Below are 15388 nucleotides of genomic sequence, written 5' to 3'. Positions count from 1 at the left end.
GGACCTCACCCCCTAGCCCCCTCTCCCCGAGGAGAGGGGGGACTAGTTCTTAGCTTTTCTAGAATAATCGTTTTCTAGCCTTATAACTTTTAGATCTAGTTCCCCCTCTCCCCGAGGACTTCGCGCATCAAGCGAACCGGGGCTAGGGGGTGAGGTCCCGCCAGAATAATAGCATTCCCCGTTCCCGGCCATTATCTTGCTACCCCAACCCCCATCCTATGACCTCAACCACTACCCTAAAAGCTTGGCTGGCTGCCGGCGCTTTGGTCGCCGGCGCGCTTCTAAGCAGCTGCGGCAGCTCCGGCACGACCGCCGCAACGAACACCGCCGACGAAGCCGACGCCAGCTTCGACCGCTTTAAGGCTCAGTTTATCGACTCGCTTTGGTATTATAACCCCCGCCTGGCCTCAGCCAAAGGCTACCACCGCTACGATTCTTTGCTCGTCATCCCGACGGCGGCGCGGCGGCAGGTGGAGGCCGCGGCCCAGGAGCGCATGCGTAAGCGCCTGACGGGTTTCGCGGTGAATGACTTGTCGGTGAATAACCAGACCGATTATCAGCTGCTGCTCAACTACCTGGACAAGTCGCGCTTTTATACCGATACGCTGCGCACCTGGTCCTGGGACCCGTCGAACTATAATCTGGGGGCGTCGGTGGCCGAAATCCTGAATGGCCGCTACCACCCGCTCGACCGGCGGCTGCGGGCCATTTCTTTTAAAATAGATCACGCCTCTGACTACTACGAGGCGGCCGAAGCCAACATCAAGCAGCCCACCCGCGAGCATACCGAGCTGGCCATTTTGCAGAACGAAGGCGGCTTGCAGGTATTCGGGCCGGCCTTGCAGGACTCCATCAAACGCTCGGGCCTGGATGCCCGCGAGAAAAAAGACCTCCAGGACCGTGTTGCCACCACGCGCCTGGTGATTGAGAACTACCTGAAGTTTTTGCGCGGGGAAGTGCTGGCGGGGGGCAAATTTCGCAGCTTCCGCCTAGGTAAAGAGCTGTTCGACCGCAAGTTTGCTTTGGATATTCAGTCGGCGTACTCGGCCGATCAGGTGTACCAGAAAGCGCAGGACAACCGGGCGTACCTGCTCCGCGATATGGGCCGCCGCGCCGTCCGCCTCTGGCCGAAGTACTTTGCCGGCCAGCCCCTACCCACCGATTCGGTGGCGATGATAAAGCGCGTGATCAGTCGCCTGTCGGAAAAGCACGCTACCCAGGCTGGTTTCGTGGACGCGGTGAAAGCCCAGATTCCGCAGCTGATCCAGTTCGTGAACGATAAAAAGCTGCTTACCCAGGATGCCAGCAAGCCCCTGGTGGTGCGCGAGACGCCACTATATATGCGCGGCAGCGGCGCGGGCGCCAGCATTTCGGCCCCTGGCCCCTACGATAAAGCCGCCAATACCTACTACAACGTGGAGCCGCTGGATAATTTGCCCCCCGCCCAGGCCCAGAGCTACCTGCGCGAATACAACGACTACACCCTCCAGATTCTGAACATCCACGAAGCTATTCCGGGCCACTACACCCAGCTCGTGTACGCCAACCGCTCGCCCTCGCTGGTAAAAGCCATCTTCGGCAACGGGGCCATGATAGAGGGCTGGGCCGTGTACGCCGAGCGCATGATGCTGGAAAGCGGCTACGGCCAGAACTCGGACGAAATCTGGCTGATGTGGGATAAGTGGAATATGCGCGTGACCCTGAATACCATCCTCGACCACGAGGTGCACGTAGGTAATATTTCCCGCGAAGCGGCCCTGCGACTGCTCCAGCGCGACGGCTTCCAGGAGGAAAACGAAACGACCAACAAGTGGCGTCGGGCGACGCTCTCGCAGGTGCAGTTGAGCAGCTATTTCAGCGGCTACACGGCCATCTACGATTTGCGCGAGGAGCTGAAAAAGGAGCGGGGGGATAAATTCGACTTAAAATCCTTCAACGAGCAGTTTTTAAGCTACGGTAGCGCACCCGTAAAGTACATTCGGGCTATGATGCTGCCTAATGAAGTTTAAGTGGTTGAAGTATAGTAATATAGCAAGGAGCAGCGCCAATTGGGAATTATTGGCGTGACTTTCTTGTCAGCGAACAATGCTGAATTTCGTCAGCCATTCAGTTGCTTTTCTATTGTCCCCATGAGTGATTCTACTCGCCTACAAGTTCTGGACACCAACGACGAAGGCCTGCGTCGCCTCGTTCATCAGCACCTGAAAGTGTTTGCCAAGTTCACCGCGCCCGACTGCGTAATTTGTGAGCGGCTGGCTCCGTCCTTTGCTGAGTTTGCCAGCCAGGAGCAGTTCGACGCCATTCGGTTTTTGCGCCTTAATGCCGACGAAAACCCGGTAGCCCGCAAGTTGATGAATGAAAAAGATGCGCCTTTCTTCGTCTCCTACTGCCAGGGCCATCTACTGGAGTGCGACATGCTTTTCACCGAGGAAGAAGTACAGACAATGCTCACGCGGCTGCGGTATTTTAAACCCCAGACGGCGTAAGAAGCCGAAGAACGGTTTGAGGAAGCAATACGGCGTAGAGGCGCATAGTTGCGACTCTGGAGTGAAGGATAATCGGCTGTCATCCTGAACAGGGCGAAGGACCTTCTTCCGTTTGAACATGATGTTGTTACGACTCGTGCTGACGAGAGAAGGTCCTTCGCTCTGCTCAGGATGACAGGGCAAACAACCTCAGCTAAGGAAACGCGAACCGAGGGTCGGCCAAGCCAATACGCGTCTCTACCGTGCGTAGGCTCACTGAGAGCGAGGCTGGCGTTTTGTTACTCCGTTTTCTTGCCATCCTTCAGCAGCGCTTCCCCGGCAATCCAGATACTTTTCTGATTGACAAATTCCCGGATGCCCAGGTACGATAATTCCCGCCCGTAGCCCGACTTCTTGATGCCCCCAAAAGGCATTTCAGGGGAGGACTTTACCATGGAATTCACAAAAACGGCCCCCGCCTCCACGCGACGGGCCAGCTCTTTCCCGCGCTTCACGTCGCGGGTCCAGATGGCGCCACCCAGACCAAAGGGCGAGTCATTGGCCAGACGAATGGCGTCGTCGGCGTCGCGGGCTTCCAGAATGAGTGCTACCGGCCCGAAAAGCTCTTCGTGGTAGGCAGGTTGGCCGGGCTTCACACGAGAGAGAATCATCGGGCGGAATAAGGTAGCGCCGGGTGCCGACTGGCCCCCATACAGCTCCACTTTTGCCCCCCGCCGCACCGATTCTTCCACTTGCTTGGTCAGGTCGTCGGCCAGGTCGGGGCGGGCGAGGGGACCGTACTGGGTGGCTTCATCGAGTGGGTCGCCGGTGCGGAAGGCCAGCAAATGGGTTTTCAGCTGGTTGATAAATTCTCGCACCACGGGCTTTTCCACGATAAAGCGCTTGGCCGCGATGCAGCTCTGGCCCGCGTTGATCATGCGGGCCTGGGCGGCGGTTTTGGCGGCCAGCTCCAGGTCAGCGTCGGCCAGCACGATAAAGGCATCGGAGCCGCCCAGCTCCAGCACGGTTTTCTTGATGTGAGCCCCGGCCGTAGCGGCCACTTTGGAGCCGGCCAGCTCGCTGCCCGTGAGCGTGACGGCCTTGAGCCGGTCGTCGGCAATGAGCTTTTCGACCAAATCAGTATTGATGAGCAGGGTCCGAAAGGTGGCGGGCGGAAAGCCGGCGTCATGAAAAATGGCTTCCAGCGCCAGCGCGCACTGGGGCACGTTGGAAGCGTGCTTGAGCAATCCTACGTTGCCGGCCATCAGCGCGGGCGCGGCGAAGCGTACTACCTGCCAGAAGGGGAAGTTCCAGGGCATCACGGCCAGCACGACGCCCAATGGCTCGTGCGAGATGAAACTGCGCTGGGCCTGCGTTTCAATCACCTCATCACGCATAAATTCCTCGGCGTGGTCGGCGTAGTAGTCGCAGGTGAGGGCGCATTTTTCCACCTCAGCCCGGCCGTCAGTTACGGGCTTACCCATTTCGATGGCCATGAGGCGGGCCAGCTCATCCTGGCGCTCACGGAGCAGGGCGGCGGCGCGGTGCATCCGCCCGGCGCGGTGGGCAAAGCTGGTCGTGCGCCAGGTAAGCGCCTCCCGGGCGGCCTGGGCCAGAATGCGCTCTGTTTTAACCCAGGAAAATGCCCGAAAGCACCGCTCAACGCGGCCGGTGTAAGGATTGAAGGATTCAATAGCCATAAGTAAACCGAATGAGAGGAGTCGAATAAGTGCTTTACGGTACGCAACTCGCCTAGAGTTGGTAAAAGCATAAACAAAAATGTGGATTCACAGTATACCCACGGAAACCCAGCGGTGTAGGTAAGCGCATCGAGTTTCTCAGTTGTCCCCATCGACCACCGGACAAGTGAAATGCAAGCTTTATGCTTTACTTTCGTTCGGCGGCTGACTCAGGGTCCAAGCAAGCCCCATATCCTTCAGCCTGTTCCAAGTGTCTGTTAACCACCCAGAATCGTTACTACCTGTACCCGAGGAGTTGCTGGTGCAGCGATTGCGCGCCCGCGAAGAGGCGGCTATGACTGTTTTTTATGACAAGTATTCGGCGGCCCTGTACGGGGTTATTCTCCGAATCGTCAAAAAAGAGGAAATAGCGGAAGATGTCCTGCAGGAAAGCTTAGTGAAGATATGGCACTCTTTTACTTCCTATGATGCTTCTAAGGGGCGTTTGTTTACGTGGGTCGTGAATATATGTCGGAATTTAGCTATTGATAAAATCCGGTCCCGGCAGTACCGCGTAGGTAGTCGCACACAGCCGCTGGAGGACAGCGCCGCGCTGCGTCAGGCTGCCCCAACCGGGTTTCAGCCCGAGCATATCGGTGTGCAGGAAATAACCGCAAAACTCAACCCTGAGCAGAAGCAAGTGATTGACCTGCTGTACTTTGGCGGATATACACAAAGTGAAGTGGCAGACGAACTCAACCTGCCGCTCGGGACGGTGAAAACCCGGGCCCGGGCGGCCATCAAAGTACTCGCAAAATTGATTCGATAATCGTGGACACGCAGGAATATATCGAATCAGGTATCCTCGAACAGTACGCCCTGGGCGAGCTGAGCGAGGCGGAGCGCCAGACCGTGGAAGAGCGGGCCGCGACTCATGCCGACATTGCGCGGGAGCTGGACCAGGTGCAGCAGGCACTTGGCGTATATGCCCAAGCGCACGCCGAAACGCCCCCCGCCGCCATGCGTGAGCGGGTGCTGGCCGGCTGGCAGGCGGCTATCCGGGCAGATGCTCAAAATGCCCCCCGGAGCATTGTGCCCCCCACGACGGCGACACCTGACGGGCCGGTAGTTCGCCAGCTAACTCCAATGGAGCCCGAAACGGCCAACAACGCCTCTGGTCCCGCTTTCCGCTGGATGCTGGCTGCCTCCGTAGCGTTATTGCTGGCTAGTGGCTTAGCTAACTTCGTATTGTATACCCGCTGGCGCGACGCAGCCTCCGATCTGGCCATCGCCCGTACTGAGCAGAGCCGGGTAGCGTCCGTGATGCAGGCCTCAGAGCGAACGTTGGCGGTGCGTCAGCAGGAGCTGGACGTACTACGCAGCGACGATTTCCGGACGGTGGCACTAGCCGGTACGGCCGCCGCCCCTTCGGCCAGCGCCCGGGTACTGTATAACCCTAAAACCAAAGCAGTATATCTCGATGTGCGCAACTTGCCCGCGCCTCCAACAGGTAAGCAGTATCAGTTGTGGGCTCTGGATAATGGTAAGCCCGTCGATGCGGGAGTATTAGCCGCCGCTACCACTGCTGGCGACAGTCTTCAGCAGATGAAAGATATTGCCAGCGCTCAGGCGTTTGCCATGACCGTAGAGCCAGCCGGTGGCAGCGTCAACCCGACGTTATCGACTCTGACGGTTGTTGGCAATATTTAAGCTTACCTCACATTGCTGCCAATGAGCAGACGGAAGGACCTATTCACCGAAAGCAGAATTTACTGCCTCGGTAAGTAGGTCCTTCTTGATATAGTCGATGGGGGGCTTTTTGGCTGTTGCGGCTGATAGAAGCGCGACCTCTGAAGCGGGCAACTACTAATCCGCGCTTACCTTGCTACCTATACACTTTCACCTCCCGTCCTCTTTCACGATCATGGAAAAATCAACGTACTACAACCCCGCTGACTTGGCCAAATTTGGTAACGTTTCAGACTGGCAGCCCGAAATGGGCCGGAAGTTTTTCGACTACTACGGCGAAGTTTTTAAAGAAGGCGCCCTCTCCGAGCGGGAAAAGGCGCTTATTGCCTTAGCCGTAGCGCACGCCGTGCAGTGCCCTTACTGCATTGACGCGTACACCGCGGACTCGCTCCAGAAAGGTGCCGACGAGGCGCAAATGATGGAAGCCGTACACGTAGCCGTGGCTATCAAGGGCGGCGCGGCGCTGGTACACAGCGTTCAGATGATGAACAAAGCCAAAGAACTGTCTATGTAATTAAATGGTTGACTGGGTGAATAGCTCTTTTTTTTAGGATGATTCATTTGCCCGGTTGCCCTTCCAGCCAACCATTTAGCCCATGAAATCACTGCATGCCCAACACCACGCCCTTGCCGATACCAGCTACCAGCTTACGGTGCTGAGTGAGGCGGAAGCGGCGGGTGCCCGGCTGCCTGCCTTTGCCCACAAGCTGCGCGAATCGGGTCTGCTGCCGCTACGCCCCACTGAGCTGGCGGTTATGCAGGTGAACGTAGGGAAGATGTGCAACCAGACCTGCCGCCATTGCCACGTAGATGCCGGCCCCGACCGCACCGAGATAATGACGCGCGCTACCATGCAGCTTTGCCTCAATGCGCTGGCTCAGACGACGATTCCTGTGGTTGACTTAACGGGCGGAGCCCCGGAAATGAATCCGGATTTTCGCTGGTTCGTGGAGCAGATTTCGGCCCTGGGCCGGCAGACCATCGTGCGCTGTAACCTGACCATCATCGTAGCCAACCCCAAGTACCATGACCTGCCTGAGTTCTTTGCTAAACATGGCGTGCGGGTGGTGTCGTCGCTGCCGCACTTTTCGGCGGCCCGCACCGATGCCCAACGGGGTGAAGGGGTGTTTGGGCGCTCTATCCGGGCCTTGCGCATGCTGAACGCGGTGGGCTACGGTGTGGAAGGCTCCGGCTTGCTGCTGGATTTGGTTTATAATCCGTCGGGGGCCTTTTTGCCGGGTAGTCAGGTGGGGCTGGAGCGGGAGTTCAAGCAACGGCTGCTGCGCGAGCATGAAGTGGTGTTCAACAACCTGCTGGCCATTACCAACCTGCCCATAAGCCGGTTTATGGACTATCTGCTGGAGAGCGGCAACTACGAGAGCTACATGCAAAAGCTGGTGGCCGCGTACAACCCCGTGGCGGCGGCCAATGTGATGTGTCGCAGTACACTCTCCATCGGCTGGGACGGGCAGCTCTACGACTGCGACTTCAATCAGCAGCTCGACCTGAACGTGGCCCAAAATGCCCCCCAGCACATTCGTTCCTTCGATGCGGCCGCTTTGCAGGATCGAGCCATTGTTATCAATCAGCACTGCTATGGCTGCACGGCCGGAGCTGGCTCCAGCTGCGGCGGCGCTACGGCTTGATATTTAATTTGTAATCAGGAGGTAATGATGAGCAATTGGTGGCGCATATTAGTGATGTTTCTGGGGCTGCTGGCGCTGCCGGCTTGCGGGCAGGATGCATCCGTGCCGGAAACGGTAAGTCCGGCGTACCGGGAAATGCTGCGCATGCTTTACCGCGAAACGGTGCCTACTATACAGGCTGCCGCGCTGGCTGATATGCTGCTTGCCAAGCCCAAGAAGGTATTGCTGCTCGATACTCGCACCCCCGCTGAATATAAGGTCAGCCACTTGACGGGGGCTAAATTCGTGAATTTTGATTCTTTCGAGAAGAACGATTTCGCCGGCTTATCGCGCGGGCAAACCGTGGTAGTTTACTGCTCGGTGGGCTACCGCAGTGAGCGGGTAGGGGAGCGGCTCAAAGCTCTGGGCTTTAGCGACGTGCGTAATCTGTACGGGGGTATTTTTCAGTGGGTAAACGAAGGGCGGCTCGTGTACAATGCCGCCGGGCCTACGCGCCAGATTCATCCGTACTCGGTGCTGTGGAGTGCGTGGCTACGGCAGGGCGAGCAGGTGTATCAATAACGAAAAAAATACCGCGTGGCCAACAGTTTCCACCAACGCCATTTGCTCATTTTTGCCCGCCTGCCAGAGCTGGGGCAGGTAAAAACCCGGCTGGCGCAAAGCATCGGCGACGAAGCAACATTAGCCCTATACCGTGAGCTGCTGGCCCGCACCCGCGCCGCCGCCGATGGCTTTGGGGGGCAAAAAACCGTGTGGCTCCCCCAACCTGTCAGCTTGCCCTTAACGCCAGAGGCCGTAGCCGCTGAATGGCCAGGCTATGCCTGGCGGCCGCAGCCGCCCAGCGACCTGGGGGGCAAAATGCAGCTGGCTTTTACGCTTGCATTTACAGCTGGTGCTGCTTCCGTAGTAATCATTGGAACTGATTGCCCCGGCCTTACCACTAAGCTTTTAAACCAGGCCTTTGCTCTGCTGATAACCCACGACGTAGTGGTCGGGCCAGCGGCCGATGGCGGTTATTACTTGCTTGGAATGAAGACTTTACAGGAGGAGTTGTTCCAGAATAAAACCTGGAGCACCGCTTCCGTCCTGCCCGATACCCTAGCCGATGCTGCTCGCCTGGGCCTGCATGTCGCACGCCTGCCTACGCTGCACGATGTGGATACAGCCGATGATCTGGCCGTGTGGCGCGCGACAGAAAATTAGACTATGTAGCCACTACAGTGGCGTTTCGCCGTACTAGCATCATTCTACTTGATTAAGCTAGTTCGTATGCACTCTGTCTGTCGTTTTGTAATTGGGTTGGGATTCGTGGCCTTAAGCAATGGTCTTACCGCCTGCTCCTCCTCCGATGGGGAAGTAGCTTTGGGGGGCAAAAGTAAGCTAGTGCTGGATGATAATGCCGCGTTGCTCAAACTGGCACCTCACTTCAATCAGCAGTGGGCGATGGCCACATGGTGGGAAGACGGACTGGCCGAGGTAGCAACCTATGAGGCCGAACGGGTGGTGTATGATAAAGTACGCCGCTTCGAGTACACTCTGATTACCGTGAAAGAGGAATTTACGCCCCAGTTCGACGTGAAAGCCGACACCCTACAGCGCCCCGACCTGTTTCCGGTGATGAAGGTGAATCAGTTTTGCCGCATCGAAACCGATCAGTACCCTTACCACTACCTCACGTCCCTGTTTTTTCGGCGCGATGAGCCCGTGGCCCTGCACAAGCTGACCACCTCCTCCCAGGAGTGGTGCGGCAATACGTTCAAGGCCATTACCGACGAGGGCCTGCATTATCTGCAGACCTATAACTCTTACTGGGACGGGCAAGGGAGCGGGGAGCGGCAACTGCGGCGCGATGCCGTTTTTGAGGACGCGTTGCCGTACACCTTACGCAGTCTGCGCTTTGCCCGCAAGCCAGCCTTTCAGCTGGTGGTCACGGAGCTACAGCAAACCAGCAAGGCAGCCCGGCCAAACTACTATACTGCTCAGCTGAAAGTAGAGGAGGGCCTTGCTGTCGACACCCCCGAGGCGGCCTGGCGCGTGACTGTTGCCCTGGCTGCGAACAAGCAGAATGTATACTGGTTTGCCAAAAAATATCCCAACGTTCTGCTTCGCCAAACAACCTGGGACGGCCGCAATCTGCGCCTGAAATCTGTACGGCGCTACGCCTACTGGCAGACTTGAGGTAAAGCGAGATAAGTTCCTTTAAATCAGAGCATAGACGTAATGCAGGAGGGCCGAACCTTTTCCCGCAGCCACGTATAAGCCGAGGCTACCTCCTCAAAGTTCACTACTACTATTACCGGCTGCCTCACGAAGGATAGAGCCAGGTTGATGGCGCGCCGGCTGAAGTAATTGGGTGAGTATACCCAGGCCATGTAGTGCAAGCCGGCATCGGCCAGGAGCGGGAAGAAGTATTCCCCTATCCACTTAGCAGCCAATTTCCAGTCACCCGTGACGCCTGAGCTGTCGTTGAGCAGCTTTTGGCAAGGAAACCGTCGCAGGCAGGCCAGCAGCAATTTGCAGTTATCCTGCACCGATTCCTAGTCCTGATGCCCCTTCCACTCGGCATAGAGCCAATCGTTGGCCCGATCATAAACGATGGTGATGGATTTAGTATCGGTCAGAGTAAAGAGTGCGACCATAAATTATGTTTTATAAGAAAATGCTGAGTGTATCAGCACAAGCCCGCTGAAAAGAACTGATGCTATTTGATTCAGTTTTAGTGATAAAACCTGAATTAAGCACTTTAAACCTAGCTTTTTAATGTGATAAACAATGGAAGTGAAAGTAATTAGTTCCTTTATCCAGCAACAAGCTGCTTTGTCTATTATATGATTATTCTGTTTTTAATAGGGTTCACTTTGCTGGTCTGACAACCGGAGTGAATTTCTAATTCGGTATGGCTGCGCTGGTTGGCAGCTACACAACACCCGGCCCTGGCGTGGGCCTACGCCAGTGGAGCAGGCACCGGGCGGGTCAGTTCCCACAGCAGTACGCTCAACACGATACCGTACTCCAGCCCCACAAGGGCCAGATTCTCGGAGTAGGTGCTGGTCTGGTAGGCTGCGTAGGAGAGGGCCACTAGCCCCGACCACACTAGCGCGTAGCGGTAGCGCGCAAAGCAGCTCAGAGCCACCAGCGGCGTCAGATACCAAGGATGTATCGTCGTAGCCAGCAGGTAATACAGCGTCAGGGCCAGCAGTAGCGCTCTACCCAGCGAGGCCATACTAGGTTGATGCTCGCGCCAGGCTAACAGTAGCAGCAGCAAGCCGGCGGTCAGGGCCAGGCTGGTACCGATGGTGGCAATCTGGTTGTAGCCCACCTGCCAGTAGCCCACCGCCCGCAGCAAATAGTAAAAGCTGGCGTTGAACTCAAACGTGTGAAAATACAGGTCGAGGCTGCGGCCGAAGTTGTGGAATAAGTCTGCCGACAGAAACGGCACGAAAAAGCCCCCCACCACTACGCTCAGCACGCCAGCGTAGCGCAGAAAAGCCCCCCAGCCCAGGCGTCGGATAAGAAAAGGCAGCACCAGCAGCGGCAGCAGCTTGGTAGCCACGGCCAGCCCCAGCGCCCCCGCCGACCACACCCAGCGCCCCCGCGCCAGCGCCCACCAGGCCGCCAGCAGCCCGCAGATAAGCAAGGCTTCAAAATGGAGGTTGCCCGTCAGCTCCACGATAACCAGCGGATTGAGCACGTACCATAGGGCGCGGTGCTTAGGTTGGCCAAAAGTGCGCAACAAGCTCATTAGCAATAGCATCGTGCCCAGCTCCGTGCTCAGTATTACCACTCGCAAAAAAACAATAAAGACCTGTTCGCTATCGGGAAATAACCAGGCGCCCAGCCCGAACACGGCCTGACAAACCGGTGGGTACACCGAGTAATAGTGAGGGGAGTTTAGTCTGGGGTATAGGCTGGTAAGTCGTTGTCGCAATGAGGCGTTGTCGGCCAACGTAGGCCACGCGCGGGTGCTGGGTGTTAGCAGCTCATCGGGGCGGTGCAGGTAGGGATTTTGCCCCCCAGCCACCAGCAGGCCATCCCAGCGGAAGCGGTGGTAGTCGTCGGAGAGGGCGGGGGCAACGGGCAGCCACAGCAGGCGCAGCAGCAGCCCGGCAACCAAGGCTACCCGTAGCGGCAGCTGGCTGCGCACAAGCCAGATATAGGCCGCGAATGCCACGGCCAGCAGCCCAACCAGCTGCCCAAAATGGGCGCGGGGCGTGGCGTAGGCTATCCCCGCATACGCCGCCGCGCTGAGCAGCAGGGCCATGAGCTGATAGGGAGTGAGGCGGGGCATTGCGGTGGCCTTTGGGCGGATTAGCTTAGTTGGAGTGGCGGACGGAGTAGTAAAAAACCAGGCCGTAGCCTACCGCCAACAGCAGGTGAAAAGGCAGCAGGCCATAGTCGCCGATGTACAAGCCCGCCCCGATGCCGAACAAGAAGTAAAGCGTAAGCAGCCCTTCCAGCACCGTGAGGCCGTCGAAGCGGCCGGTGCGGTAGCGGCGGCCCCGCCAGGTGCCCTGCCGCCGGATCAGACCCAGCTTGGGAGTGCGGATAAAAGCCGAGCGCCGACCCGCCAGCCCCAGCAGCACCGCGCGCGAGTTGTGCAAAGCCAGGCCCATCGACACGGCCAGAAACAACAGAAATTTAGGCAGAAAAGCCCCCCAGCGGGCCCTCGGATTGGCGTAGCGCCACGACGAATAATAATAAAACACTAAGGGCAGCAGGGTGAGCAAGAACACGCTGGCCAGCTGGAATACGGGCTCCAGCTCCGGTAGCTGCTGCCGCACAAACACCAAAGGCACGCTTATTACCGACAGGAGCAGGATAGCGAGAAATACAGTGCTGTTGAGCAAATGAAAGGTAGCGTGCAGCTTGGTAGAAAGGGGGAAAGCTGATCGTAACACGCTACCCAGATGCTTACGCGCGGTTTCGGCGCCACCCTTAGTCCAGCGAAACTGCTGCGACTTCAGGGCATCCATTGCGGCGGGTAATTCGGCCGGCGACATTACCTGGGGTAGGTACACGAATTGCCAGTTGCCCAGCTGCGCCCGGTAGCTCAGGTCGAGGTCTTCAGTGAGCGTGTCGCTGTGCCAGCCGCCCGATTCCTCGATGCAGCGACGCCGCCACACGCCGCCCGTACCGTTGAAATTAATAAAATGCCCCCCGGCCCGGCGCCCCACCTGCTCCACGTAAAAGTGCGCGTTCAGGGCAAAGGCCTGGAGCTTCGTCAGCAACGAGTACTCCTCGTTGAGGTGAGCCCAACGCGTTTGCACCACCCCTACGGCGGTATCGGAAAAGTAGGGTACGGTACGGAGCAGGAAGTCAGGCTCGGGTACGAAATCGGCGTCGAAAATGGCGATTAGTTCAGCATTCGTATAATTCAAGGCATGCTTTAGAGCACCCGCTTTAAATCCCTCACGATCAGCGCGTAGTATATGTTCAATGTTGATGCCATTTGCCCGGTGAAAGGCTATGCGGGCGGCGGCCAGCGTGACTGTTTCGTCGGTTGAGTCATCGAGTATCTGAATGTGTAATTTATCCGACGGATAGGTCAGCGCGGCGGCGGCATCGATGATGCGCTCGATTACATACAGCTCATTATACACCGGCAGCTGCACCGTCACCAGGGGCCACTCCGATGGGGGAGCAGGGGCCGGCAACGGCGGGCGGCGGTAGGCGCGCCGGGCCAGCACCGTGAGCTGCAGCTGACTCAGGCTGAAGCCCAGGATAAACGTTAGACACAACCCATAAAGAACCAGAAGAAGTATTTCCAGCTCTTTCATGAAGGCAGTAAAAAGGGCATAAAGCGAAATACTATAAAAGGCTAACCGCGGGGGGGCTTTTTGCTTACAAATACTTAAAAATGGTCCACAGAATCTTGTAGCCCGCGCCCAGCGTGCCTGCCACCGTCCCGGATACCTTTGATTTGCCAATGCGGCGGCGGTAGCGTACAGGTACTTCGGTGGTGCGCAGCTTGAGTTTCGCCGCTTTGAGCTGCATCTCTACCGTCCAGCCATAGGTCTTATCCTGCATGTTGATTTTCTTCAGGGCTGAGGCGCGGATTGCCCGGAAAGGGCCCAAATCAGTAAAACGTGCACCATAGAAGGAGTGCAGTAATGTGGTAGCCAGCCAATTGCCAAAAATCTGCTGGGGCAGCATAGAGCCTTTTTCGCGCTTGCCCAAGGCCCGGGAGCCAATCACCATATCGGCCTCGCCGCGCAGAATGGGGGCCAGCACCTGGGGCATATCCTTGGGGTAGTCGGAGTAGTCGCCGTCGAGGAACACGATGATGTCGGGCTGCTCCTCGGCAGGGCGGCCGAAGCAGTGCGCCATGCCGCGCAGGCAGGCGTAGCCGTAGCCGGCGCGGTGCTCCTGGAGCACCGTGGCACCGGAAGCGCGGGCTATCAGGCCCGTATCATCGGTGGAGTTGTTATCGACCACAATTATTTCACGCACTAGGCCCTTAGGAATTTCCAGGATGACGTGCGAAATAGAGTGCACCTCATTGTAGGCGGGAATAATAACATCGATGACGGGAGCGGGGGGCAAATCGGCCATACACAGGAAGGGGGTTGCACAAAGATGCCGAATCTTTTTGGGGCTATCTTTCCCGCCCACTTACATCCGAACCGCATGCTACAGATTGGCGACCAGGCCCCCGATTTTACCTTGCGCACCACCACCGGCGCTACCTTCCGCCTCGCCGACCAGCGCGGCCAGCGCGCCATCGTACTGTACTTCTATCCCAAAGACGATACGCCCGGCTGCACGGCCGAAGCCTGCTCTTTCCGCGACCAATACGAGGACTTTCAGGACCTGGGAGCCGAGGTAATCGGCGTCAGCTCCGACAGTGAGGCCTCCCACCAGAAATTCACGCAGAAGCACTGTCTGCCTTTCCCGCTGCTAGCCGATGAAAGTGGTAAGGTGCGCAAGCTTTACGAAGTGCCCCGTTCGCTACTCGGCATTTTGCCCGGCCGCGTCACATTCGTGATTGACAAGCAAGGCGTGATTCAATACATCTTCAACTCCATGCAGCGGGCTACCGACCATGTGGCTAAGGCGAAAGAAGTGCTGGCGGATTTGGCTAAGTAATAAGCTGCCCAGCTTTTAACCTTACCATGCAAAAAGGCGCCTCTATAGAGGCGCCTTTTTGCATGGTAAGCACTTTGTCTTCTGCCCGGCAGGAAAACAAACAAGCCACTAGGTTTTCATAACGCAGAAAGGTTGGAGCCTAATCTGGTAGCTACTACGTAATCAGTAGGATAGCTCACCCTCAATGTTCAGGGTGCCGCTCGGGGTAGTGGGGTCGGCGAGGGTTACTCCAACATAGTAGCCACTGGCACGGTCGAACCGACCAGTACCCCCCGTAATGGTGTGGCGGACTGTGACAAGACGTTTACCATCCGGCTGCGGAACGATAGTGCCTGTAAAAGTAGAATACAATTTATCTCCATTGGCTGCCGTCATGGTGGAGGTGCCACTGTTCGTAAAGGGTGGCTGGGGGGCAAAAAAGATAGTGGAGGAGGCTTCAAACGTAGCTTTGCCAAGGTGTGACGCTTGTCCCTCACCCGTAATCCTCTGGAGCTGCCGGGGTGGATCAGCCAAAGGAGGCCCCAACGGAACAGAGATGGTTTCGAAGGTGCCTTTGAATGGTACGGGTTTCTTTTTAACAACCCCATTACCTCGGGCACCCAGGATGCCATTCGCATAAAGTTCAGCCTTTTCGGAGGTGCAGCTGACTAGAAAGAGTGCGCTAAGGAAGAGCGCCAATACTACGTTTTTCATAAGAAGTAAGGTTAAGGTTGACGGTGACGGTACGAAGATGGGCACGTCGAAAAACTATTGCTCACCTATT

16 protein-coding genes are annotated in these 15388 nt (G+C 57.2%); 10 read left to right on the top strand and 6 right to left on the bottom strand.

Annotation, left to right across the window (positions count from 1 at the left end):
- Positions 1–218: 218 nt before the first annotated feature.
- Positions 219–2009 carry a DUF885 domain-containing protein gene (locus B9A24_RS19630; protein ID WP_084447722.1) on the top strand — a complete coding sequence of 597 codons (1791 nt, stop codon included), beginning with the start codon at positions 219–221 and terminating at the stop codon, positions 2007–2009.
- A 120-nt stretch (positions 2010–2129) separates the two neighbouring features.
- Positions 2130–2486: a thioredoxin family protein gene (locus B9A24_RS19625; RefSeq protein WP_084447721.1), complete on the top strand. Its 357-nt coding sequence runs from the start codon at positions 2130–2132 to the stop codon at positions 2484–2486.
- 278 nt (positions 2487–2764) lie between these two features.
- Here the strand turns inward: B9A24_RS19625 and B9A24_RS19620 are convergent, their stop codons facing one another.
- Positions 2765–4165: an NAD-dependent succinate-semialdehyde dehydrogenase gene (locus B9A24_RS19620; protein WP_084447720.1), complete on the bottom strand. Its 1401-nt coding sequence runs from the start codon at positions 4163–4165 to the stop codon at positions 2765–2767.
- A 301-nt stretch (positions 4166–4466) separates the two neighbouring features.
- Here B9A24_RS19620 and B9A24_RS19615 point away from each other — a divergent pair, with 301 nt between their 5' ends.
- The 7 genes from B9A24_RS19615 to B9A24_RS19585 all read left to right on the top strand — a co-directional run bounded on the left by B9A24_RS19615 (position 4467) and on the right by B9A24_RS19585 (position 9717).
- Positions 4467–4973 carry a sigma-70 family RNA polymerase sigma factor gene (locus tag B9A24_RS19615; protein ID WP_143435100.1) on the top strand — a complete coding sequence of 169 codons (507 nt, stop codon included), beginning with the start codon at positions 4467–4469 and terminating at the stop codon, positions 4971–4973.
- 2 nt (positions 4974–4975) lie between these two features.
- Positions 4976–5854: an anti-sigma factor gene (locus tag B9A24_RS19610; protein WP_084447719.1), complete on the top strand. Its 879-nt coding sequence runs from the start codon at positions 4976–4978 to the stop codon at positions 5852–5854.
- A gap of 214 nt (positions 5855–6068) precedes the next feature.
- The gene (locus tag B9A24_RS19605) at positions 6069–6407 is read left to right on the top strand and encodes an arsenosugar biosynthesis-associated peroxidase-like protein (RefSeq protein ID WP_084447718.1); all 339 of its coding nucleotides are present in this window, start codon (positions 6069–6071) and stop codon (positions 6405–6407) included.
- Positions 6408–6489: 82 nt separating this feature from the next.
- On the top strand, positions 6490–7539 hold the full coding sequence (arsS, locus tag B9A24_RS19600) for an arsenosugar biosynthesis radical SAM (seleno)protein ArsS (protein ID WP_084447717.1): 1050 nt from the start codon (positions 6490–6492) through the stop codon (positions 7537–7539).
- A 24-nt stretch (positions 7540–7563) separates the two neighbouring features.
- On the top strand, positions 7564–8100 hold the full coding sequence (locus B9A24_RS19595) for a rhodanese-like domain-containing protein (protein WP_143435093.1): 537 nt from the start codon (positions 7564–7566) through the stop codon (positions 8098–8100).
- Positions 8101–8115: 15 nt separating this feature from the next.
- The gene (locus B9A24_RS19590) at positions 8116–8742 is read left to right on the top strand and encodes a TIGR04282 family arsenosugar biosynthesis glycosyltransferase (RefSeq protein WP_143435091.1); all 627 of its coding nucleotides are present in this window, start codon (positions 8116–8118) and stop codon (positions 8740–8742) included.
- 66 nt (positions 8743–8808) lie between these two features.
- Entirely contained in the window at positions 8809–9717 is a 909-nt protein-coding gene (locus B9A24_RS19585) for a hypothetical protein (RefSeq protein ID WP_143435089.1), read from the top strand.
- 26 nt (positions 9718–9743) lie between these two features.
- Here B9A24_RS19585 and B9A24_RS19580 read toward each other — a convergent pair whose 3' ends face one another.
- The 4 genes from B9A24_RS19580 to B9A24_RS19565 all read right to left on the bottom strand — a co-directional run bounded on the left by B9A24_RS19580 (position 9744) and on the right by B9A24_RS19565 (position 14091).
- On the bottom strand, positions 9744–10052 hold the full coding sequence (locus tag B9A24_RS19580; protein WP_143435087.1) for a hypothetical protein: 309 nt from the start codon (positions 10050–10052) through the stop codon (positions 9744–9746).
- A 431-nt stretch (positions 10053–10483) separates the two neighbouring features.
- Complete coding sequence (locus B9A24_RS19575) at positions 10484–11827, bottom strand: MptA/MptB family glycosyltransferase (RefSeq protein ID WP_084447713.1); 1344 nt, start codon at positions 11825–11827, stop codon at positions 10484–10486.
- Positions 11828–11852: 25 nt separating this feature from the next.
- Positions 11853–13316 (bottom strand): cellulose synthase family protein, encoded by a 1464-nt coding sequence (locus B9A24_RS19570; RefSeq protein WP_084447712.1) that lies wholly within the window; start codon positions 13314–13316, stop codon positions 11853–11855.
- A gap of 64 nt (positions 13317–13380) precedes the next feature.
- On the bottom strand, positions 13381–14091 hold the full coding sequence (locus B9A24_RS19565) for a glycosyltransferase family 2 protein (protein ID WP_084447711.1): 711 nt from the start codon (positions 14089–14091) through the stop codon (positions 13381–13383).
- 75 nt (positions 14092–14166) lie between these two features.
- Here B9A24_RS19565 and B9A24_RS19560 point away from each other — a divergent pair, with 75 nt between their 5' ends.
- Positions 14167–14625, top strand: a complete 459-nt coding sequence (locus B9A24_RS19560; protein WP_084447710.1) for a peroxiredoxin — start codon at positions 14167–14169, stop codon at positions 14623–14625.
- 162 nt (positions 14626–14787) lie between these two features.
- On the opposite strand, the gene B9A24_RS19555 is transcribed toward B9A24_RS19560, so the two are convergent.
- Positions 14788–15318: a hypothetical protein gene (locus B9A24_RS19555; RefSeq protein WP_084447709.1), complete on the bottom strand. Its 531-nt coding sequence runs from the start codon at positions 15316–15318 to the stop codon at positions 14788–14790.
- Positions 15319–15388: the final 70 nt, after the last annotated feature.

The organism is Hymenobacter roseosalivarius DSM 11622, assembly GCF_900176135.1.
GTDB classification, from domain to species: Bacteria; Bacteroidota; Bacteroidia; order Cytophagales; family Hymenobacteraceae; genus Hymenobacter; species Hymenobacter roseosalivarius.
The sequence above is the reverse complement of the archived record's forward strand: the minus strand, read 5'-3'. Positions and strand labels throughout refer to the sequence as shown.